We start from the raw sequence: 20,745 nt of genomic DNA on the forward strand, positions 1-20,745 counted from the left end.
ACCACCGGGCACCGAACGCCGCCGCCGGCGACCCCGCGTACGCCGGAGGGCGCGGCCTCGTCGAGGCCGCGCCCTCCGGTCGGGCGGTGCGGGGACCGTCAGGCCTCCGGCGTACCGCCGAAGCGCTCGCGGTAGGACTCCAGGTCCTCCTCGGTGATCTTCGCGAAGAGCACCGGCGGCACGGTGAACGGGGTCCCGGCGGGAACCGCGTCGAGCGAGCGGGCCTGCTCGGGCGTGATCCAGGTCGCGGTGTCGTCGGCGAGCGTGAACGCGGCCCGCATGGCGCCGGCCGAGGCCGGGATGAACGGCTCGGAGACCACCGAGTAGAGGTGGATGAGGTTCATCGCGGTGCGCAGAGTCAGCGCCGCGCCCTCCGGGTCGGTCTTGATCTCCAGCCAGGGGGCCTTCTCCTCCAGGTAGGAGTTTCCGGCCGACCACAGGGCACGCAGCGCGGCCGCGGCCTTGCGGTACTGGAGGTCGTCCATGTGGCCCTCGTACTCGGCCAGCAGGTCGGCGATCTGCCCGCCGAGCTTCGCCTCGGCCTCGCCGGCCGCGTTGCCCGCGGGGACGTCGTCGCCGAAGCGCTTGCGGGAGAAGGACAGCACGCGGTTGACGAAGTTGCCGAGGGTGTCGGCGAGGTCCTTGTTCACCGTGGCGGTGAAGTGCTCCCACGTGAAGGAGGAGTCGTCGGACTCGGGCGCGTTGGCGATGAGGAAGTAGCGCCAGTAGTCGGCCGGCAGGATTTCCAGCGCCTTGTCGGTGAAGACGCCGCGCTTCTGCGAGGTGGAGAACTTGCCGCCGTAGTACGTCAGCCAGTTGAAGGCCTTGACGTAGTCGACCTTCTTCCACGGCTCGCGGGTGCCCAGCTCGGTGGCCGGGAACATCACGGTGTGGAAGGGGACGTTGTCCTTGGCCATGAACTGGGTGTAGCGGACGTCCTCGGCCTCGTACCACCACGACTTGTAGTCGCGGTTCGCCGGGTCCAGGTCCGACCACTCCTTGGTGGCGGCGATGTACTCGATCGGGGCGTCGAACCAGACGTAGAAGACCTTGCCGTCGGCTGCCAGCTCGGGCCAGGTGTCGGCCGGGACCGGGACGCCCCAGTCGAGGTCACGGGTGATGGCGCGGTCGTGCAGGCCCTCGGTCAGCCACTTGCGGGCGATGGAGGAGGCGAGCTGCGGCCACTCCTCCTCGTGCTCGGCGACCCAGGCCTCGACCTCGCCCTGGAGCGTGGACTGGAGCAGGAAGAGGTGCGTGGTCTCGCGGACCTCCAGCTCCGTGGAGCCGGAGATGGCCGAGCGGGGCTCGATCAGGTCCGTGGGGTCCAGGACGCGGGTGCAGTTCTCACACTGGTCGCCGCGCGCCTTGTCGTAACCGCAGTGCGGACACGTGCCCTCGACGTAGCGGTCCGGCAGGAAGCGGCCGTCGGCGGGCGAGTACACCTGCCGGATCGCGCGCTCCTCGATGAAGCCGTTCTCCTGGAGCTTGCGCGCGAAGTGCTGGGTGATCTCCGCGTTCTGCGCGGAGGAGCTGCGGCCGAAGTAGTCGAAGGACAGCCGGAAGCCGTCGTAGACCGCCTTCTGGGCGTCGTGGGCCTGCGCGCAGAACTCGGCGACCGAGATCCCGGCCTCCTTGGCGGCGAGTTCGGCGGGGGTGCCGTGCTCGTCGGTGGCGCAGATGTACAGGACGTCGTGGCCGCGCTGGCGGAGGTACCGGGAGTACACGTCCGCCGGAAGCATCGACCCGACCATGTTGCCCAGGTGCTTGATCCCGTTGATGTAGGGAAGCGCGCTGGTGATCAGGTGTCGAGCCATCCTCGGATGCTCCATTTCATTGGTGCGGTGACGACGTGCCGGGCCGTCGGTGACGGAACGTGATGCGGGTTCATGGTATCGAACCGGCATCACGGCACGCGCCCGCAGGTGTCGCGGGTGATCTTCGGGACAACGGCGGTGACGGGCACCGGAGGTGGTGTCCGGCACCGGGACAACGCAGAAGCGAGGGCTGTGACCTTTGCGTCACGGCCCTCGCGATGGGGCCATGCTACAGCGGTACGGGCAGGCCCCCGACCGGTGTCCGGCCCCCGGACCGGCCGCCGGACCCGCCCCCGGACCGGGTCCCGCGGCCCCGGGAGCCGGTCCGGCGGCCGGCTCAGTCGCGGCCGCCGCCCGAGGCGTCGAGGGCGGTGATCCGGGCCCCGCTCGCGAGCCTGCCGACCACGGTGGAGGGGGCGTCCTCCGGTCCGGCGGGGGCGGTGAGGACCCGGCCGGCGGCCTCCGCCCGGACGGATCCGGTGGCGGTGATGCCGGCGACCTCACGGCTGCCGGCGGCCAGGAGGTACCAGCGGCCGGCCGGGGAGCGCCACCGGGTGGCGGCCAGGAGGTGTTGGCCGAAGCGGCCGCAGGCCGCGGTGGAGCGGGCGCGCGCCACGTCCTGCGGGGGCCCGGCGGGCGGGCGCAGCCGGATGCTGACGTCGCCGGGTCCGGCCCAGCCGGAGGCCCGGGTGCAGCTCCAGACGGCCCGGCCGGCCCCGTCGGGGAGTTCGGAGTCGGCGAAGTCCCAGACGTTGACGGCGCGGACGGCCCCGCCCCGCTGGTCCCGCAGCCCGCACACCAGGGGCGCCCAGGCGGCGCGGGCGGCCGGTCCGGTGGCCTCGCGCGGCTGTCGGGCGGCCACGGCGCCGGGTCCGTCGGGCAGCGGGGTGTAGGTGAGGTGGACGGGGGTGAGCGCGCCGAGGTCGGCCAGGACGAAGGCGTGCTTCTCCACGATGCGCGGGGAGGAGGTGAGTTCCAGGGCGGGCCACTGCGCGCAGGCGCCGTCGGTACGGGGGACCGCCGCCGGATCGGTGACCCCGTCGGCGGCCACCGTCAGGGACCGGGCCTGGTCACCGGCCCGGATCAGGTCGCGGGTGGCGGCGCCGGCGATCCAGGGCGCGAGGAGGTAGCGGGCGGCGGAGCCGTCCGCGGTCCGGGCGAGGGTGAGCGCGGCGGCGGTGGTGACGTTGGCCTCGTCGGTGCGGGCGAGGTCGAGGGTGCGCCCCGGGGCGCCGGGGGCGGGCTCGGCTCCCCCGGTGGGCTCGGCGTAGCGGGCCACCCGGTCCCCGTCGAGCAGGACCACCACGGTCCGGCCGGTCCCGGGCACGTCCCCGGCGTAGAGGAGTTGCGCCGGGTGCGCGGGCGGGTCGGTCCGGGTCGCCGGGGCGGCGGTGAACGCGACCGACCCGGGCCGGGCCGCCCAGGCGCCGAGCGCCCGGGCCAGGAGCGGCCGGTCGGCCGTGCGACCGCCCCGGGCGGGCCAGGCGGTGAAGTCCACGCGGGCGGTGTCGGCCCAGGCCTCGGCGGGGACCCGGAGCAGCCGGGCGGGGTCCATCACTCCGGCGGCGGCGGGCCCGGCGAGCGGGGTGGCCTCGGTGCGCCGGGGCGATCCGTCGGCGGCGAGGATCCCGGAGATCAGCGCGAGCGCGGCGAAGGCGGCCCAGGCGGCCCGGACCCGGCGGCGCCGGCGCAGCAGGTCGGTGGGGCGGGCGCTGACCACGGTCGGGTCGAAGTCCGGGTTGCGCAGGGCGCTCAGGAGCGCTTCGTCGGCGGGTACGGCGAGGGCTTCGCGGACCGCGTCCGCCGCGTCCGCGGCTCCGGCGGCGCCGAGCACCCGGACGACGGCCTCTTGGGGCAGTCCGTCCATGCGGTGCAGCACGAAGGCGGCCCGGACGGGGCCGGGCGCGTCCACGAGCAGCCGGGCGGCCTCGTCGATGCCGCCCGCGGGGGGCCACAGCCGCAGGCCCCAGACGAAGGGCGGGGCCGCCGGCCAGCCGGTGCGCGCGAGGAGTGCGCGGGCGCGGCCGGCGGGTGCGAGGGCGGCGCGCACGACGCGTACGCGCAGTTCCTCCAGGGGGCCGCCGGGGCTGTCGGGGCCTCCCGGTCCCCCCGGATCGGGGCCGCCTCCGCCGCGCGGCAGTGCGCGCTGGACGGCCCGGTGCGCGAGCAGGACGCGGGCGTGCCTGCCGAGCGTGCCGGGGAGGGTGACGTAGGCGAGTCGGACGAGCTGGGGGTATTGCTCGACGAGGACGGCCTCGGCCTGTTCGACGGCGGTGGCGGTGGACCTCGCGGGTCCCGGGCCTGAAGGGTGAGTTGGGGCCACGTCGGACAAACGAGTGAATCATGGGATGGTCACACGCCGTGGACGCGTCAGTGGGCGTTCCCGTGACATCTCATGCCTGGGAGAACCACCCCGGCATATGCGTATGCGCTGGTGGAGCGAGCGTGTGATCAATATCGATCACCATCTGATCATCACGAAAAGTAACGCTTCAGGTTGTATCTCTGCGCCCTCCGAATGCGCCCGCACTGCTCTCATGGACCCCGCACCAGGGGATGAGGTGGGGAACGGTGAACGATGGCGGACCGGAGGAGTCCGGCAGGGCCGTGGGGCTGCCCAGCCGGCGACGGCAGCCGACGCCCATGAGCCAGTGGGATCCGGCCTCGCGGCTGTCGTACTGGGCATTCCACAGCGACAGGCGCCCGGCCTACATGCGTTTCGCCTACCTCCAGCTCGGCTCCGACGCCGACGCCGAGGGGGCCGTGGACGCCACCTTCGACTCGATCATGAACGAGTGGCTCCGCATGCTGCACATGGACCGCCTCGACGCCTACGCGTGGACCGTCCTCAAACAGCGCATCGTCGACTGGCAGCAGCGCCGGGACCCTCGCCGCAGCCCGCCGGAGCCCATGGACACCACGGCCTTCGAGGCCGCGCTCAAGGAGGCCCACAGCGACCGGTACGAGGTGCTGACGGACACGATCCGTTTCTACTCGGCGGTCTCCCGGCTCGCCGAACGGCAGCGCGACACCGTCATGTTGCGCTACGGCCTCCAGTGCACCCCCGGAGAGGCCGCCGCCGTGATGGGCGTCGACGAGGCCACCGTCCGCTCGCAGCTCGGCCAGGCCCACCGGCGCCTCGCCCGGCTGCTCGACACCGCCGGCGAGTCATGAACGTCCTCGACCCCGACGGCGATCACGACGCCGCCCCCCGCTCGCTGGCCGCGCTCCTGGCCCGGGCCGGCGTCCGCGACCGCTACCCGTCCTACGACCTCGGCGCGGCGGAGTTCCGGCTACTGCGCGTCCCCCGCACCCCCGGCCCACCGGCCGCCGCGGGCCGCAACCGGCGCCGCCCCTTCGGCTGGAGCGACCCGGCGCGGGACTGTCCCCTCGACGCCGAGCGCGCCCGGCGCGACCTCAAGGCCGCCTGCCTCGCCGTGGTCGGCGAACCGCGCGCCGAAGCCGACCTGGAGCGCTTCCTGGAGGACGGCACGCACGCCGACCCGCCCGGAGCCGTCGTCCTCGGCTGTCTCCTGCACCTGGCCGGGCTGCGCGAAGGCTCCCGCTTCTGGTGGCAGTTCGCCGCCGGGGCCGCCGGCCCGCGCACCGCGCCCGCCGCGTACTGCCTCTTCCTCGACCATTCCCGGCGGGGCGAGCACCACGACGCCCGGGTCTGGGCCCGCGAACTGTCCCGCCGGGGCTTCCGTCCGAGCGGCCGGCGCGAACTGCGCGAGGTCCGGCTGTGCGCGCAGGCGGCCGTCCTGCGCCACGTCCACCAGCTCGACGACCCCGACCTGGGACCGGTGCCGCTGCCCCTGCCCGGACTGGCCTCGGTCCTGGCCGCGTTCCTGGCGCCGCCCGCCCCACCGCCGCGCCGCCCCGGCCCGGAGGCGGGCCCGGCGCGGGGTCCCGCGCCCGTACCGGCCCCGGTGTGGGGCACGGCCCGGCACCCGGACACCGGCGGGGCCCTGGCCGAGGCCCGCCGCGCGCTGGAGGTCGTACGGATCCTGGAACGGCACCCCCTCGGCGTGCGGACCGGGCAGCTCGCGCGGCAGGCCGGGCTGGGCGAGGAGGCCCTGCGGTCGGTGCTGACCATGCTCTGCGAGGAGGAGTACGCCTGCCGCCCCGGCGCGGGGGTGTACGCGCGCGGCCCCGCCCTGGACCGGCTCGCGGCCCCGGGCGGCGCGGGCCTCGCCGGGCAGCTCCAACGGACGTTGGCCCTGGCCCGGGACAGCGCGGGCGCCGCCGTCTACCTCAGCCGGTACGCCGACGGCGAGGTGCGCATCACGCAGATGGCGGACGGGCCCGGGGCCCCGCCCGTGCGGGAGTGGGTGGACTTCCGCGCCGCCGCGCACGCCAGCGCGGTCGGCAAGTGCCTGCTGACCCAGTTGGACCGCGACGGCCGGGCCGACCACGTGGCCCGCCACCGCCCCGCCCGGCTGACCCCGCGCACCATCACCGACAGCAGGCTCCTGTTCAGCGCCCTGGACTCGGTGGCTCCCGGGGCCCCCGTCTTCGACCTGCGCGAGTACTCCCCCGGGGTCGTCTGCTCGGCCGTGCCGATCACGGTCGGCGGGGCCGCCGGGAGCCTCGCGCTCTCGCTGCCCGCCGCCCACTCCCACCGGCTGCGCTCCGCGACCGACGCCCTGCGCCGCAAGGCGGTCCCGGTGCTGTTGGCCCTGCTGCTGTCCGGCGCCATCCCCCCGGACGCCCCGGCGGAGACGGCCGATCCGACGACGGTCCCGGTCCCGCGGCCGACGGGGGTCACCCCGGAGACGGTGCGCCACCTGCGCAGGCTCTTCCGTACGCCCCTGACCCGCGTCACCGCCCCGCCGGAGGGGCCCCACCTGGTCAGCGACCCGGCGACGGACGCGGCCTACCTCTTCGACGCGCTTGCGGAGGACGAGGACGGCGAGGGGCCCCGGCTCGCCCTGCCGCGGACGTTCGCGCCGATGGGCCTGGGCGGCCCGACCCCCCCGGACGGCGTGGTGGTCCTGGGCATCTGACGGGGCGGCGCGGGCCGGGGCGTCCGGGCCGGCCGGGCTATCCGGCCGGTACGAAGGAGTCCAGGGCCGTGTCGAAGTGGCTCCGGGCCTCGGCGAGCCGGCCCACGGGAGCCGACACCCAGACGTCGTACATGCGGCCGTTCTCGTCCCAGCCGAGGTCGAAGGTGTGGCGGGCGCCCTCCGCGGCGGAGAAGCCGTCCCAGCTGAACTCCCAGAGGGCGGCGGGCAGTCCGTTGTGGGTCGTCGCGACCACGCTGTTGTCGCGGTAGCCGGGGTTGCTGGACGGGCCGGCGCGGTCCGAGCCGCGCATCGCGCCGAGCGCGCCACCGGTCGAGGCGGGCTCCGCCTTGATGCCGATGCGGAAGGCCCCGTCCGGGGAGACGTAGAAGACCCGCCGGTCGTCGGTGGTGCGCTGGAAGCCGTTGGGCACGGCGATGCTGAAGCCGTCCCGGTCGGTCACGGTCCGGTACCCGGAGGGCGCGGGCTTGGTCGACGGGGCGCGGGACGGCGGCGGGGCCTGCGGCGACCGACCGTCCGAGGCCTTGGCGTCCGGTCCGGACGGGGACGGCGACGGGGCGGCGGAGGGGGAGGTGGAGACGGGCGCGGAGGCGGGCGCCGCCGGCGCGGGCGCGGAGGGGGCACTCGCCGACGGTTGGCGCGCCCGGTCGTCCGTACGGTCCGTGAGGCGGTAGGTGACGAGCACCGCGCCGACGACGGCCACGACGACGAGTGCGGCGACCAGGGCCGCGCGGACCCCGGGCCCGATCCGTCGCGGATCCCCCGGCGGAACTCCGGTGGGCCGGGTGGCGACGCGTTCGGTGGGCGAGTAGCCGATCGGGGTGCGGGCCGCCGCGCGGGCGCCGACCTCGGCCGGCGCGGCGGGGGCCGGGTCCAGGAGCGGGACCCGCCCGGTCGTCACGTACGCGGAGAGCAGCGTCCGGGCCCGCGCCGCCTCCAGCCGCCGCTCCGGGTCGCGTTCCAGCAGACCGCTGATGACCGGGAGCAGCGGCCCGGCCTGGAGCGGCGGGCGGATCTCGTCGTAGACGACGGCGTGCAGCACCCCGCCGATCGAATCGCGGTGGAAGGGCGATGCGCCGGTCAGCGCGGCGCACAGCAGGGCGCCGAGCGACCAGAGGTCGGAGGCGGGCCCGGCGGCGGCGCCCCGCATCCGCTCGGGCGAGGTGTATTCGGGCGAGCCGACGAACGCGCCCGTCTCGCTGATGGTGGTGTACCCGGCGAGACTGGCGATGCCGAAGTCGGTGAGGACCACGCGGTCGGTGTCCGCCTCCAGGAGGACGTTGGCGGGCTTGACGTCGCGGTGCAGGACGCCGCGGGCGTGGGCGGCGTCCAGGGCGCCGAGGAGGGCGAGCCCGATGCGGGCGGTCTCGCCGAGGTCCAACGTCGCGCCGGCGGAGAGCCGGTCGGCGAGGGAGCCGCCGTCGACGAGTTCCATGACGATGTGGGGGCGCCCGTCGTGCTCGACGACGTCGTGGACGACCACGACGTGCGGATGCTTGACCTGGGCGACGGTGCGGGCCTCCCGCAGGGCTCCGGTCGTGGCCGTACCGCCGTCGACGTGGAGCTCCTTGACGGCGACCGGCCGCCCGAGGAGTTCGTCGGTGGCCCGCCACACCGTCCCCATCCCGCCGCGGCCGAGCCTGGCTCCCAGCCGGTACCGTCCGGCGATCACCTTGTCGTCGCGTGGATCGTCCTGCGCCACTGTCGCTCCCCCTCGGCCCCGTTCCGGGTCATGATGCCGCACGGGGCCTCGCCGGAGGCGTGGAACGACGGGTCGACGGCGCCCCCCGGGGGGCCTTCGTCACTCAGGGGCGGCCAACAGCACGCGGTCATGCCGCAGTTGATCGGACGGCCCGGGCGCGGTGCGGTGGACCCGCCGACCGATGGCGGCCCGCATCGAACTCCGTCGGGCCGCCGACCCTCAGCCCACCGGCCCTCAGTGGCGGGCCGCTTCGGGGTTGCGCCGTACGCCGGCCACGGCGACAACCGCGCCGAGGAGGCACAGCACGCCGGTGACCAGGGCGGCGGTGTGCACGCCGTTCATGAAGGCCTGTCCGCTGCCTTCGACCACGGCGGACCTGAGCTGGGCGGGCATGGCGCCGGAGACCGGCGAGATGCCCATGGCCACCGCGTCCTTGGCCGCGTCCAGGCCGTGGGCCATGGGTACGGGTACGCCCGCGGAGGTGAGTTCACCGGTCAGGGTGGAACTCACCCGGCTGCTGATCAGGGAGATCAGGACCGAGGTGCCGAGTGCGCCGCCGATCTGCAGCGCGGTGGCCTGCAGGCCACCGGCCACACCGGCATCCCGGACCGGGGCGTTGCCCACGATCGCTTCGGAGGAGGCGGCCATCACCATGCCCACGCCCAGGCCCAGCGCGATGAACGGCGGCCACATGGCGGCGTAGGAGGAGTGCACGCCCCAGCCGAGCATTCCGAAGGCCGCGCCGGCCTGCAGCAGCATGCCGAGGGGCATGGTCAGGCGGGCGCCGAACCTTTCGGTGAGCTTGGCACCCAGCGGTGAGGCGACCACGGAGGCCAGGCTCAGGGGCAGGGTGCGCACCCCGGCCTCAACCGGTGTCATGCCACGAACGTTCTGCAGGTAGAGCATGACGAAGAAGATCACGCCGAGCAGCGCGAAGAAGTTGATCGCGGTGATGACGGCGCCGATGGTCAGGGCGGGGCTGCGGAACAGCCTCATCGGCAGCAGGGGGTGCTCGATGCGGGTCTCGTACCGGCAGAACAGCGCCAGGACGAGGAGGCCGGCGGCGAGGGTGCCCAGGGTGGTGCCGGAGGCCCAGCCCCAGCCCTCGCCCTTGACCACGCCGAAGACCAGGATCAACATGCCCAGCGCCAGCAGGACGACACCGGGGATGTCGAAGCGCTGATGGCCGGTGGAGTTCTTGCTCTGCGGCAGCACGAAGGCGCTGAAGGCCAGAGCGATGATGCCGATGGGGGCGTTGATGTAGAACACCGACTCCCAGCTGACGTGCTCGACCAGCAGGCCGCCGACGATGGGGCCCAGCGCGGTGGACACCGAGGAGACCATGGCCCAGATACCGACCGCCATGCCGAACTTCCGGGGCGGGAAGACCGCGCGCAGCAGTCCCAGGGTGTTGGGCATCAACAGGGCGCCGAAGAAGCCTTGTAGGGCGCGGAAGGCGATGACGCCCTCGATGGATCCGCTCAGGCCGATGGCGACCGAGGAAGCGGTGAAGCCGGCCACGCCGATCATGTAGAAGGTGCGCCGTCCGAAGCGGTCGCCGAGCTTGCCGCCGAGGATCAGCGCGGCGGCCAGTGCCAGCAGGTAGGCGTTGGTGACCCATTGCAGGTCGGCGGTGGAGGCGTGCAGGTCCCGGCCGATCTCGGGGTTGGCGATGGCGACCACGCTGCCGTCCAGACCGACCATGAACAGGCCGAAGGCCACGGCCGTCAGCGTGAGCCAGGGGTTGGCGCGACGGCCTCGCGGGGCGTCCGGCGGGGAGTCTGCGGGCAGGGTGGGGCGGTCCACACGGGTGGAGGACATGAAGGTGCCTTGTTTCTCAAAGGGAACGGCGTAAGCGGCGGCCACGCGCATACGGGTGGCCCGGCCGCACGATCCGGCTCAGTCGGTGGCGGGGTTGATCCGACCCGGGAGCGTCGCGAGTGCGGACAGGACCGAGCCGATGGCCGCGACGTCCCCGTCCGACAAGGTGAGCAGGGCCTCGGTGACATAGCCCTGGAGCAGTTGCTCGATCGCCGCGACCCGGCGCAGTGCCTCGGCCGTCAGGCGCAGGTGCGCGATGCGCTTGTCGGTGGCGTCCTGCCGCCGTTCCAGCAGGCCCTCGGCGACCAGTTGTGAGACCAGGGCGCTGACGTTGTTCGGCTTGATGAGCAGGGCCTCGGCGGCCTCGCGCACGGTGATGCCGGCGCGCTCGCCGACCAGCCGGAGCAGGGCCAGCTGGTTCTTGGAGGGCTCCGCGTGCGGGAAGTCCTGGGCCAGGCGCCGGTCCAGTGCCCGGTTCAGCGCGGGCAGGGCAGCGGCGAGCCCGGAGGCTACGGAGCTGATGTCCTGCGCGGACGCGCTGGTGGGAGGCCGAGGCATGCGGCCATTATGAGTATGACTCCATACCTATGTCAACATAGGTATGGAGTCACCCGCCGGTCGACGCACCGGCTGCTCGAACGGCCGACTACGCGGTCGCCACCGGCGTCGCGAGGCCCTGCTTGACCTGGCGACTGACGTCGTCGGCGAGGATTTCCGGGATTCCGTTCTCCAGGCCGTCCAGCGCCAGGGCGGCGACCTCGGCGGGGTCGGTCTTCTGGTCGTCGGGTACGTCGGCGGCCATGTCGGTGTCCATGTAGCCCACGTGCAGCGCGGACACGGCGATGCCCCGGGGGGCCAGTTCCTCACGGGTCGCGTTGGTCAGGGCCCAGGAGGCGGCCTTGGCCGCGCTGTAGCCGCCGTACGCGGCGGGGTGGAACCAGGAGAGCGCGGACAGGACGTTCAGGACGGATCCGCCGCCGTTGGCCTCGATGACCGGGGCGAAGGCCCGGGTAACCGCCAGAGGCCCGAAGAAGTTCGTCTCCATCTCCAACCGCAGGTCCTCCAGCTCCCCGCCGATCAGCGCGGCGCCCGTGTAGAGGCCGGCGTTGTTGACCAGCAGAGTGGTGTCCGACGCGATCAGGGCTGCCGCACGCACCGATTCCTCGTCCGTCAGGTCCAGGCGGAGCGGGATCGCTCCGGGTACGTCGACCGTCTCCGGCCGGCGTGCGGCCGCGTACACCTTGGCGCCGCGCTCGACGAGCTGGGTCGCGAAGTGCCGTCCCAGGCCCCGGCCCGCTCCGGTGACCAGGGCTACGGAGTCCTTGAGTTCCATGACGCTTCTCCTCGTTCGGGCCCGGTCGCCCCGGCGGGCGACGGCACCACAATTAGATGTCGTTCAACATCTAAACATGGGCGTACGATAGATGGCAACCGACATCCAACAGAGGGGCGATCGTCATGGGGCGTGTTTCACAGGCTCAGGCGCAGGCCAACCGTGCGCACGTGGTCGCCACCGCCTCCCGGATGTTCAGGGAGAAGGGGACCGGCGTGAGCGTCGCGGACCTGATGAAGGCCTCCGGCCTGACCCACGGCGGGTTCTACAAGCAGTTCGCCTCGAAGGAGGCCTTGGTCGACGAGGCCATCGCCCACGCCTTCGCCCAGCCGGGACCCCGGAGCGCCGCCGAGAGCCGTCACGTCGGCGATCACCCCGCCGCTCAGCGGGCCATGATCGAGGAGTACCTCTCCCCGCCCCATCGGGACGACCCCGCCGCCGGCTGTCCCGTCGCCGGCCTGGTCACCGACATCGCGCGCACCGCGGACGATCCCGCGGCGTGCGAGGTCTACGCCGAGGGAGTACGTGACTTCGCGCGGTGGCTCGACACCGATGACCAGGACGGCAAGGTGCGACTGGCCACCATGGTCGGCGCACTCCTGCTCGCGCGCTCGACCCGCGGGACCGCCCTGTCGGAAGACTTCCTGAACGCCGCCCGCACGGCCCTGACGGACCGCACGGCCTGATGGCCCCGGGCCTTCGCCCGCGCCCGGGCCCCGCCCGCGCCGGCCGGCACCAACAGATCCGGCCCCCCGCGGTGCGCAGGGGGCCGGATCGTTCAAGCACGACAACAGAGCCGCCAGAGCGACGATGGGTCGCTTTGACGGCTCTGTTTGGTCGATTGACCTTTGTGTCCGAGGGGGGACTTGAACCCCCACGCCCGATAAAGGGCACTAGCACCTCAAGCTAGCGCGTCTGCCATTCCGCCACCCGGACCAGGTGGTCGGCCCCGGTTTCCCGCGGCGACAAGGACAACAATAGCAAAGGATCGGCGGGGTTCCGACCACTTATCCGGGCGGCCGGAGATCGGACTCGCCGCGCTGACCTGCGCGCATGCCCGAATGCCACGAGGCCCGCCCCGGGATCGGGGCGGGCCTCGGGAGGTGTGCGCAAGGCGCTACGGGCAGGCGATGACCTGGCCCGCGTAGGAGAGGTTGCCGCCGAAGCCGAACAGCAGGACCGGGGCCCCCGAGGGGATCTCGCCGCGCTGCACCAGCTTGGACAGGGCCATCGGGATGCTGGCGGCCGAGGTGTTGCCGGAGTCGACCACGTCGCGGGCGACGACGGCGTTCACGGCGCCGATCTTGGCGGCGAGGGGTTCGATGATCCGCAGGTTCGCCTGGTGGAGGACGACGCCGGCCAGCTCCTCGGGGGTGACCCCCGCCTTCTCGCAGGCCTTGCGGGCGAGCGGCGGGAGCTGGCTGGTGGTCCAGCGGTAGACGGCCTGGCCCTCCTGCGCGAAGACCGGGGGCGAGCCCTCGATGCGCACCGCGTGGCCCATCTCCGGAACCGAGCCCCACAGCACCGGGCCGATGCCGGGCCGCTCGCAGGCCTCGACGACGGCGGCGCCCGCTCCGTCCCCGGTCAGCACGCAGGTGGTGCGGTCGGTCCAGTCGGTGATCTCGGTCATCTTGTCGGCGCCGATGACCAGCGCGCGGGTGGCCGAGCCGGCCCGGATGGCGTGGTCGGCGGTGGCCAGGGCGTGGGTGAAGCCCGAGCAGACGACGTTGAGGTCCATCACCGCGGGGGCGCCGCGCATGCCGAGCTTGGCCGCGACACGGGCGGCCATGTTCGGCGAGCGGTCGATGGCCGTGGAGGTGGCCACCAGGACGAGGTCGATGTCGTCCGGGGTCAGGCCGGCGTTGGCCAGGGCCTTGCCCGCGGCCTGGTAGGCCAGCTCGTCCACCGGCTCCTCGGGGCCCGCGACGTGTCGGGTCCGGATGCCGACCCGGGAGCGGATCCACTCGTCGTTGGTGTCGACCATGGCCTCCAGGTCCTCGTTGGTGAGCACCTTTCCGGGCTGGTAGTGCCCTAGCGCCACCACGCGTGAACCGGTCATGGGCGGGGTCCCCCTCTGTACGACGGTCAGGACCACCCAGCTTCGCCTGCTACCGGTCGGTACGGGTGCGCGTGACCCGACAGGATTCCGCTACCGGAATTTGGAGAATTCCGAGCAACTTGCTGCCGGGGGCACCGATCATCCCGTATCCGGGACAATGGGCTCGTCAGGTGCACGACGAAAGCGGAACGGGCGGGCGGATCACCATGGGAAGGGTCACCGAGCGGCGCCGCGTCGTGCGGATCCGGGGCGGGGCGGTCGGGGTGCGCCCCGACACGCTGGTCGCCGAGGAGCCGCTGGAGATTCGGCTGAACGGCAAGCCGCTGGCGATCACCATGCGCACCCCGGGGGACGACTTCGCCCTGGCCGTGGGCTTCCTCGTCAGCGAGGGCGTGCTCGCGCGGACCTCGGACGTCCAGGCGGTGACGTACTGCGAGGGCGCGACCGAGGACGGCTCCAACACCTACAACGTGGTCAACGTGCAGCTCGCCGCCGGAGTGCCGCTGCCCGACATCACGCTGGAGCGGAACGTCTACACCACCTCCTCCTGCGGGCTGTGCGGCAAGGCCAGTCTGGACGCCGTGCGCACGGCCACCCGTTTCCCGGGGCTCGCCGAGGACCCCGTACGCGTCCGCGCGGAGCTCCTTTCCGAGCTGCCGGACCGGCTGCGCACGGCGCAGAAGGTGTTCGACCGCACCGGCGGGCTGCACGCGGCCGGGCTGTTCTCGGCGCAGGGCGAGCTGCTCGACGTACGGGAGGACGTGGGGCGGCACAACGCCGTGGACAAGATCGTCGGGCGGGCCCTCCAGGCCGGCCGGCTGCCACTGGCCGGGGCGGTGCTGCTGGTATCGGGCCGGGCCTCCTTCGAACTGGCGCAGAAGGCGGTCATGGCCGGGATCCCGGTCCTGGCGGCCGTCTCGGCCCCGTCCTCCCTGGCGGTGGACCTGGCCCTGGAGTCGGGTCTGACCCTGGTCGGCTTCCTGCGGGGCCCCGACATGAACGTGTACGCGGGCGACGAGCGCGTCCTGCTGCCCGGCGCGGCCGGCTAGGCCGGCTCCTTCGGATCGCGCCGGGCCGGGCCTTCAGCGGCGGCGGCCGCGGCGGGGTGTGGGGGCGGGCTTGGGTTCCGGTGGGTCGATGCGGTGCAGGTCCAGCGTGGCCGGGAGCGGGGTGGCGCCGGGGCCGCCCGAGCGGGCCCAGGCGATGATCTCGTCGGTCGCGGTGTCGTCCAGCGCGAAGCCGAACCAGACGGCGCGGGCACCCCGGCGCCGGGCCTCGGTGGTGGGCTGGACCACGATGACGTTGGCTTGGGCGCAGGGGCCGAGGCAGTCGCTCGTACGGACCGCGAGGCGCCCCTCGGACTCGGCGGCGGCCCCGCGCAGGCGCTCCAGTTGGCCCGCGTGGTCGGACCCCGGGTTCTTGCGGGGATCGCCGCAGCAGCAGCCCCGGCACACCACCAGGGTGCAGGGGCGGGGGGCGTGGGCGGCGAGCGGGCGTATCCAGGTCACCGCCGCACGTTACCGGCCCTGTGGGACCGGGTGTTGGGCCGGGGCCGAGACCTCCGCCACACGGTCGGCCGGGAAGGGGGCGGCCTCCGGCTCGGCGTCGCGGGCGCGACGGCGGGCCAGGACGGCGCAGACCATCAGCTGCATCTGGTGGAACAGCATCAGCGGGAGCACGGCGAGGCTCGCCTGCGCCCCGAACAGCACGCTGGCCATGGGCAGTCCGGCGGCGAGGCTCTTCTTCGACCCGGCGAACTGGATCGCGATCCGGTCGCCCCGGTCGAAGCCGAGGCGACCGGCCCCGTACCAGGTGACGAGGAGCATCACGGCGAGGAGTACGGCCTCCACCACCATCAGGACTCCCAGCCGCGCCGGGCCGACCTGGTGCCAGACCCCGGCGGCCATGCCCGCGCTGAAGGCCGCGTAGACGACGAGCAGGATCGAGCCCCGGTCCACGTGGCCGAGCACCTTCTTGTTGCGGACCAGGAAGCCGCCGACCCAGCGGCGCAGGCTCTGGCCCAGGAGGAAGGGCAGCAGCAGTTGGAGGCAGATCTTCACCAGGGAGTCGGTGGAGAAGCCGCCCGCGTGGCCACCGAGGAGGCCGGCGGCGAGGAGCGGGGTGAGGAAGATGCCGGCGAGGCTGGAGAAGGAGCCCGCGCAGATCGCGGCGGGGACGTTGCCCCGGGCGATGGAGGTGAAGGCGATGGAGGACTGGATGGTGGACGGCACCAGGCAGAGGAAGAGCAGGCCGTTGGAGAGGGACGGCGTCAGGAGGGTGGGGACGAGCCCGCGCGCGGCCAGCCCGAGGAGGGGGAAGAGGACGAAGGTGCAGGCGAGCACGGTCAGGTGCAGGCGCCAGTGCCGCAGCCCGTCGAGGGCCTCGCGGGTGGAGAGCCGGGCGCCGTAGAGGAAGAAGAGCAGGGCCACGGCTCCGGTGGAGGCGCCGTCGGCGACGGTGGCGGCCCTGCCGGTGGCGGGCAGCAGCGCGGCGAGCCCCACCGTGGCGAGGAGGGCCATGACGTAGGGGTCCAGGGGCAGCCGGGCGGGGAGGCGGGGGCGTCGCATGGGCGGTGCTCACTTGCTGGTGGCGGATCGCGGGCGGTTGCGGGCGGTCTCCCCGGGTCGGGGCGCCTTCCATCGTCGCCGGTGGGTGGTGATCGGGAAACCCGCACACCGCACTGACTGTCATCACGGTTCACGATGAGGCGGCCTACAGTGGGCCCCATGTACGACCCGGTTCAGCTGCGGACCTTCCTCACCGTCGCCCAGACGCTCAGCTTCACGCAGGCCTCCGCGCGGCTCGGAGTGCGGCAGTCCACGGTGAGCCAGCACGTGCGCAGGCTGGAGGAGGCGACCGGCCGGCCGCTCTTCGTCCGGGACACGCACAGCGTCGGGCTGACGGAGGACGGCGAGGCCCTGTTGGGCTTCGCGCGGACCATCCTGGAGGCGCACGAGCGGGCGGCGGCGTTCTTCACCGGGACGCGGTTGCGGGGGCGCTTGCGGTTCGGGGCCTCGGAGGACTTCGTACTGACGCGGCTGCCGGAGATCCTGGAGGGGTTCCGGCACGAGCACCCCGAGGTGGACCTGGAACTCTCGGTCGAGCTGTCCGGGATCCTGCACGAGCGGCTGGACGAGGGCCGCCTCGACCTGGTGCTGGCCAAGCGGCGCGGCCCGGGCGACGAGCGGGGCCGTCTGGTGTGGCGGGACCGGATGGTGTGGATCGGGGCCGAGGGGCTGCGGGTGGACCCGGAGCGTCCGGTGCCGCTGATCGTCTTCCCGCCGCCGGGGATCACCCGGGCCCGGGCGCTGGAGGTGCTGGAGCGGGAGGGGCGGGCCTGGCGGATCGCCTGTACCAGCGGCAGCCTGAGCGGGCTGATCGCGGCGGCCCGCGCCGGACTCGGGGTGATGGCGCACACCCGGGGCCTGATCCCGCCGGGCCTGGTCCGGGTGGGCGGGCTGCCCGAACTGGGGCCGGTGGAGTTCGCCCTGCTCCAGGGGGGCCGCCCGACCCCGGCTTCGGAGGCCTTGGCGGCGGCGGTCCTGGCGGGCGGCGACCGCCTGAGCCGGCCGGCGTAGGACCGGGCACGGGCGGGGGGCGTGGGCAAAGGGCGTAGGCGGGGGTGGGGCGGGGCCCGGCCGGGCGGCCCGCGCGCCGGTGCCCGTAGGGATCTTGTGGAGGTTTGCGAAGGGGTCCCGGGTGGTGGGGTCGGTGGGGTAGCGTCGCGGCGCCCGGCCCGGAGAGGAGCGCCATGTTGCGCGAGTTCAGCGTTCCACCCGTGGTCACCGGCGCGCCGGTCGGTGGGCTGGCGGACGTCGTCTTCCGGTACGCGGCGGAGGATCCGCACCGGGTGGTGCTGGGCCGGAAGGTCGACGGGGCCTGGCGCGACGTCACGTCCCGGGAACTGGCCGACGAGGTGCTCGCGCTGGCCAAGGGACTGCTCGCGCAGGGGATCCGCTTCGGGGACCGGGTGGCCCTGATGTCGCGCACCCGCTACGAGTGGACCCTGTTCGACTTCGCCCTGTGGGCGATCGGCGCCCAGCCCGTCCCCGTCTATCCGTCCTCCTCGGCGGAGCAGGTGCACTGGATCCTGAACGACTCCGCCTGCTCCGGGTGTGTGGTGGAGGGTGAGGACCAGGCGATGACGGTGGGCTCGGTGATCGAGCGGCTGCCGGCGCTCCGCCGGTTGTGGCAGCTCGACGCGGGCGCGGTCGAGGGGTTGGTGGAGGACGGGCGGGCGGTGGCCGAGGACGTGGTGCACCGCCACCGGCGGGCGGTGACCCCGGATTCGGTGGCCACCGTCATCTACACCTCGGGGACCACGGGGCGGCCCAAGGGCTGTGTGCTGACGCACGCGAACTTCATGTTCGAGGCCGACACGGTGGTGACCCGCTGGGAGTCGGTGTTCCGGGCCGGAGCCGGTGAGCGGCCGTCCACCCTGTTGTTCCTGCCGCTGGCGCACGTCTTCGGGCGGATGGTGCAGGTGGCGGCGGTACGGGCGCGGGTCAAGCTCGGGCACCAGCCGGTGCTGGCCGCCGCCGAACTGATGCCGGACCTGGCGGCCTTCCGGCCCACCTTCGTCCTCGGGGTCCCGCACGTCTTCGAGAAGGTGTTCGCGGGCGCGCGCCGCAAGGCCGAGGCGGAGGGGCGGGTCGCCGCCTTCGACCGGGCGGTGGAGACGGCCGTACGGTACGCGGAGGCGCGCGAGCAGAAGGCGTTCGGGACGGGGCCGGGGCCCTCGGCGGGGCTGCGGATGGAGCACCAGCTCTTCGAGAGACTGGTGTACGGAAAGGTCCGCGCGGCGTTGGGCGGCCGGGTGCGGTACGCCATGTCGGGCGGCTCGGCGATGTCGCGGCGGCTCGGGCTCTTCTTCGAGGGAGCCGGGGTCACGGTGTTCGAGGGGTATGGACTGACGGAGACCTGCGCCGCCGCCACCGCGAACCCGCCGGGGGCGACCAAGTACGGGACGGTGGGCACGCCGATCCCGGGCGGCACGGTCCACATCGCCGACGACGGGGAGGTGTGGCTGTACGGCGGACACGTCTTCTCCGGGTACCTCAACGACACGCGGGCCACGGAGCAGGTGCTGCGCGGCGGCTGGTTGGCGACCGGGGACCTGGGGCGGCTGGACAAGGACGGGTACCTGACCATCACCGGGCGCAAGAAGGAGATCCTGGTGACCTCCAACGGCAAGAGCGTCTCGCCGGCGGCGCTGGAGGAGCGGGTGCGTTCGCATCCGCTGGTGTCGCACTGCGTACTGGTGGGCAACGACAGACCCTTCATCGCCGCGCTGGTGACCCTGGACCCGGAGGGGATCGCGCACTGGCTCTCGATGCGGGGGCTGTCCCAGCGGTCGGCGGACCAGGTGGTGGAGGATCCGGAGCTGACGGCGGAGGTGCGGCGGGCGGTGGTGGCCGCCAACACGCTGGTCTCGCAGGCCGAGGGGATCCGCGCCTTCCGGGTGCTGCCCGGACAGTTCACCGAGGAGCGGGGGTTGTTGACCCCCTCGTTGAAGCTGAAGCGGCGGGCGATCGAGAAGGCGTTCGCGCGGGAGGTGGAGGGCCTCTACCCCTCCTGAGGACACCCGGCCGCCCCTGTCGACCGTACCCGTCGGCACAATCTGACGGTCCGTCATTTTACTTGGTCATTGATATTGACGGTACGTCAGGTCACGCACAGAATGCGGGGATTCCTACCGGAGGGGATCCCCGTCATGTCCCGACCTGTCCGCGCCCTGGCCGCCGCAGCGGCCGCACTCGCCCTCGTCTCCGCCTGCAACTCCGCCACCCCGAAAGCGGACGGGCCGGGTGGGATCGGGGAGGGCGGCGGCGCCGTCACGCGCGGGGTGAGCGCCGACTCCATCAAGGTCGGCGGCATCGTCTCGATGACCAGCGCCGCCGGCTACAGCAAGAAGGACACCGACCTCGGGGCCAAGGCGCGCTACATGAGAGCCAACGCCGAGGGCGGCGTCAACGGACGCAGGATCGACTACATCGGCGCCGAGGACGACGGCCAGGACCCGGGGAAGAACCTGGCGGCCGCCCGCAAACTGGTCCAGCAGGACAAGGTGTTCGCCGTGGCCCCGATGAGCTCGGTCACCTTCACCGGGGCGGACTTCCTGGAGCAGGAGAAGGTCCCGACCTTCGGCTGGGGCACGCTCCCCTCCTTCTGCGGCCCCCGGTACATCTACGGCTTCAACGGCTGCCTGGTCCCCAGCCCCGGCGGCACCCTCAACCAGACCTGGCCCGAGGGCATCGCCCAGGTGCTCGGCGGGGCCGCGGGCAAGTCGGTGGCGATCATCGCCAATGACAGCGACGCGGGGAAGTTCGGCATCCGGACCTTCGAGCAGGGCTTCACCAGCGCCGGGTTCAAGGTCTCCTACGCCAAGGCCTCGGTGCCCGCCACCGCCGTACCCAGCGACTGGTCCCCCTACGTCAAGGAACTCCTCGCGGGCACCGACGGCAAGGCCCCCGACGCCGTCGTCTCGGTGATGCAGACCCCGAACAACATCGGCCTGTTCACCGCGCTCAAGCGCGGCGGCTACAAGGGCGTGTTGACCGACCCGACCGACTACGACCCGGGGCTGCTCGCCAAGGAGGCCACCAAGCAGGCCCTGGACGGGGTGCACGTGCTGCTCCAGTTCGAGCCCTTCGAGTCGAACGACCCGAAGATGACGCGGTTCAAGGCCGACATCAAGGCCGCCTCGGGCGGCCAGGACGTACCGCTGAACATGCACATGCTGACCGGGTACATGTCGGCCGACCTCTTCCTGTCGATCGCGCAGAAGGCCGGCAAGGACCTCACCCTGGCCCACTTCCAGAACGCCGCCCAGAGCTTCTCCGACACCGACACCCTGGTCGGCGACCGCGCCGAACCCAAGGGGCAGAAGGACAGCTTCGGCTGCGGGGCCCTGGTCCAGCTGAAGAACGGGACGTACGAGGTCTCCGTACCGTTCAAGTGCCACGAACCCATCCCCTTCAAGTAGGGGCAGC

The 20,745-nt window shown here is 73.3% G+C and carries 15 protein-coding genes, 1 tRNA gene and 1 pseudogene; 7 read left to right on the top strand and 10 right to left on the bottom strand.

Annotation, left to right across the window (positions count from 1 at the left end):
* Positions 1-98 precede the first annotated feature (98 nt).
* Entirely contained in the window at positions 99-1,814 is a 1,716-nt protein-coding gene (metG, locus tag ACIOD1_RS14660) for a methionine--tRNA ligase (RefSeq protein ID WP_365618903.1), read from the bottom strand.
* Positions 1,815-2,151: 337 nt separating this feature from the next.
* Positions 2,152-4,137: a hypothetical protein gene (locus ACIOD1_RS14665; protein ID WP_365618906.1), complete on the bottom strand. Its 1,986-nt coding sequence runs from the start codon at positions 4,135-4,137 to the stop codon at positions 2,152-2,154.
* Positions 4,138-4,385: 248 nt separating this feature from the next.
* Here ACIOD1_RS14665 and ACIOD1_RS14670 point away from each other — a divergent pair, with 248 nt between their 5' ends.
* The gene (locus ACIOD1_RS14670) at positions 4,386-4,988 is read left to right on the top strand and encodes an RNA polymerase sigma factor (protein ID WP_365618909.1); all 603 of its coding nucleotides are present in this window, start codon (positions 4,386-4,388) and stop codon (positions 4,986-4,988) included.
* Between the two features lie 755 nt (positions 4,989-5,743).
* Positions 5,744-6,502: pseudogene (locus ACIOD1_RS14675) on the top strand (IclR family transcriptional regulator C-terminal domain-containing protein); the annotation flags it as partial.
* A gap of 355 nt (positions 6,503-6,857) precedes the next feature.
* On the opposite strand, the gene ACIOD1_RS14680 reads toward ACIOD1_RS14675, so the two are convergent.
* The 4 genes from ACIOD1_RS14680 to ACIOD1_RS14695 all read right to left on the bottom strand — a co-directional run bounded on the left by ACIOD1_RS14680 (position 6,858) and on the right by ACIOD1_RS14695 (position 11,694).
* Complete coding sequence (locus tag ACIOD1_RS14680; protein ID WP_401903057.1) at positions 6,858-8,462, bottom strand: serine/threonine-protein kinase; 1,605 nt, start codon at positions 8,460-8,462, stop codon at positions 6,858-6,860.
* A gap of 312 nt (positions 8,463-8,774) precedes the next feature.
* A complete protein-coding gene (locus ACIOD1_RS14685; protein WP_401902483.1) occupies positions 8,775-10,361 on the bottom strand; it encodes an MFS transporter in 1,587 nt (528 codons plus the stop codon).
* Between the two features lie 78 nt (positions 10,362-10,439).
* A complete protein-coding gene (locus ACIOD1_RS14690) occupies positions 10,440-10,919 on the bottom strand; it encodes a MarR family transcriptional regulator (RefSeq protein WP_365618915.1) in 480 nt (159 codons plus the stop codon).
* Positions 10,920-11,007: 88 nt separating this feature from the next.
* Positions 11,008-11,694 (bottom strand): SDR family oxidoreductase, encoded by a 687-nt coding sequence (locus ACIOD1_RS14695; RefSeq protein WP_401902485.1) that lies wholly within the window; start codon positions 11,692-11,694, stop codon positions 11,008-11,010.
* A 125-nt stretch (positions 11,695-11,819) separates the two neighbouring features.
* Between ACIOD1_RS14695 and ACIOD1_RS14700 the strand changes: the two genes are divergently transcribed.
* On the top strand, positions 11,820-12,380 hold the full coding sequence (locus tag ACIOD1_RS14700) for a TetR/AcrR family transcriptional regulator (RefSeq protein ID WP_365618921.1): 561 nt from the start codon (positions 11,820-11,822) through the stop codon (positions 12,378-12,380).
* Between the two features lie 165 nt (positions 12,381-12,545).
* Here ACIOD1_RS14700 and ACIOD1_RS14705 read toward each other — a convergent pair.
* Both ACIOD1_RS14705 and ACIOD1_RS14710 read right to left on the bottom strand, forming a co-directional pair.
* A tRNA-Leu gene (locus ACIOD1_RS14705) sits at positions 12,546-12,630 on the bottom strand.
* Between the two features lie 181 nt (positions 12,631-12,811).
* Complete coding sequence (locus ACIOD1_RS14710) at positions 12,812-13,753, bottom strand: beta-ketoacyl-ACP synthase III (RefSeq protein WP_365618923.1); 942 nt, start codon at positions 13,751-13,753, stop codon at positions 12,812-12,814.
* 206 nt (positions 13,754-13,959) lie between these two features.
* Between ACIOD1_RS14710 and fdhD the strand changes: the two genes are divergently transcribed.
* Positions 13,960-14,802 carry a formate dehydrogenase accessory sulfurtransferase FdhD gene (fdhD, locus tag ACIOD1_RS14715; RefSeq protein WP_365619380.1) on the top strand — a complete coding sequence of 281 codons (843 nt, stop codon included), beginning with the start codon at positions 13,960-13,962 and terminating at the stop codon, positions 14,800-14,802.
* A 33-nt stretch (positions 14,803-14,835) separates the two neighbouring features.
* On the opposite strand, the gene ACIOD1_RS14720 is transcribed toward fdhD, so the two are convergent.
* Positions 14,836-15,261: a (2Fe-2S) ferredoxin domain-containing protein gene (locus ACIOD1_RS14720; protein WP_401902487.1), complete on the bottom strand. Its 426-nt coding sequence runs from the start codon at positions 15,259-15,261 to the stop codon at positions 14,836-14,838.
* Between the two features lie 9 nt (positions 15,262-15,270).
* Entirely contained in the window at positions 15,271-16,320 is a 1,050-nt protein-coding gene (locus ACIOD1_RS14725) for a bile acid:sodium symporter family protein (protein ID WP_365618928.1), read from the bottom strand.
* A gap of 159 nt (positions 16,321-16,479) precedes the next feature.
* On the opposite strand from ACIOD1_RS14725, the gene ACIOD1_RS14730 reads away from it, so the two are divergent.
* The 3 genes from ACIOD1_RS14730 (at position 16,480) to ACIOD1_RS14740 (ending at position 20,738) form a co-directional block, all read left to right on the top strand.
* Positions 16,480-17,331, top strand: a complete 852-nt coding sequence (locus ACIOD1_RS14730) for a LysR substrate-binding domain-containing protein (protein WP_401902489.1) — start codon at positions 16,480-16,482, stop codon at positions 17,329-17,331.
* A 176-nt stretch (positions 17,332-17,507) separates the two neighbouring features.
* Complete coding sequence (locus ACIOD1_RS14735) at positions 17,508-19,331, top strand: AMP-dependent synthetase/ligase (protein ID WP_401903060.1); 1,824 nt, start codon at positions 17,508-17,510, stop codon at positions 19,329-19,331.
* A gap of 135 nt (positions 19,332-19,466) precedes the next feature.
* Positions 19,467-20,738 carry an ABC transporter substrate-binding protein gene (locus ACIOD1_RS14740; protein WP_401902491.1) on the top strand — a complete coding sequence of 424 codons (1,272 nt, stop codon included), beginning with the start codon at positions 19,467-19,469 and terminating at the stop codon, positions 20,736-20,738.
* The last annotated feature ends 7 nt before the right edge of the window (positions 20,739-20,745 follow it).

Origin of the sequence: Streptomyces sp. NPDC088097 (assembly GCF_044741845.1) — a bacterium.
GTDB lineage: Bacteria > Actinomycetota > Actinomycetes > Streptomycetales > Streptomycetaceae > Streptomyces.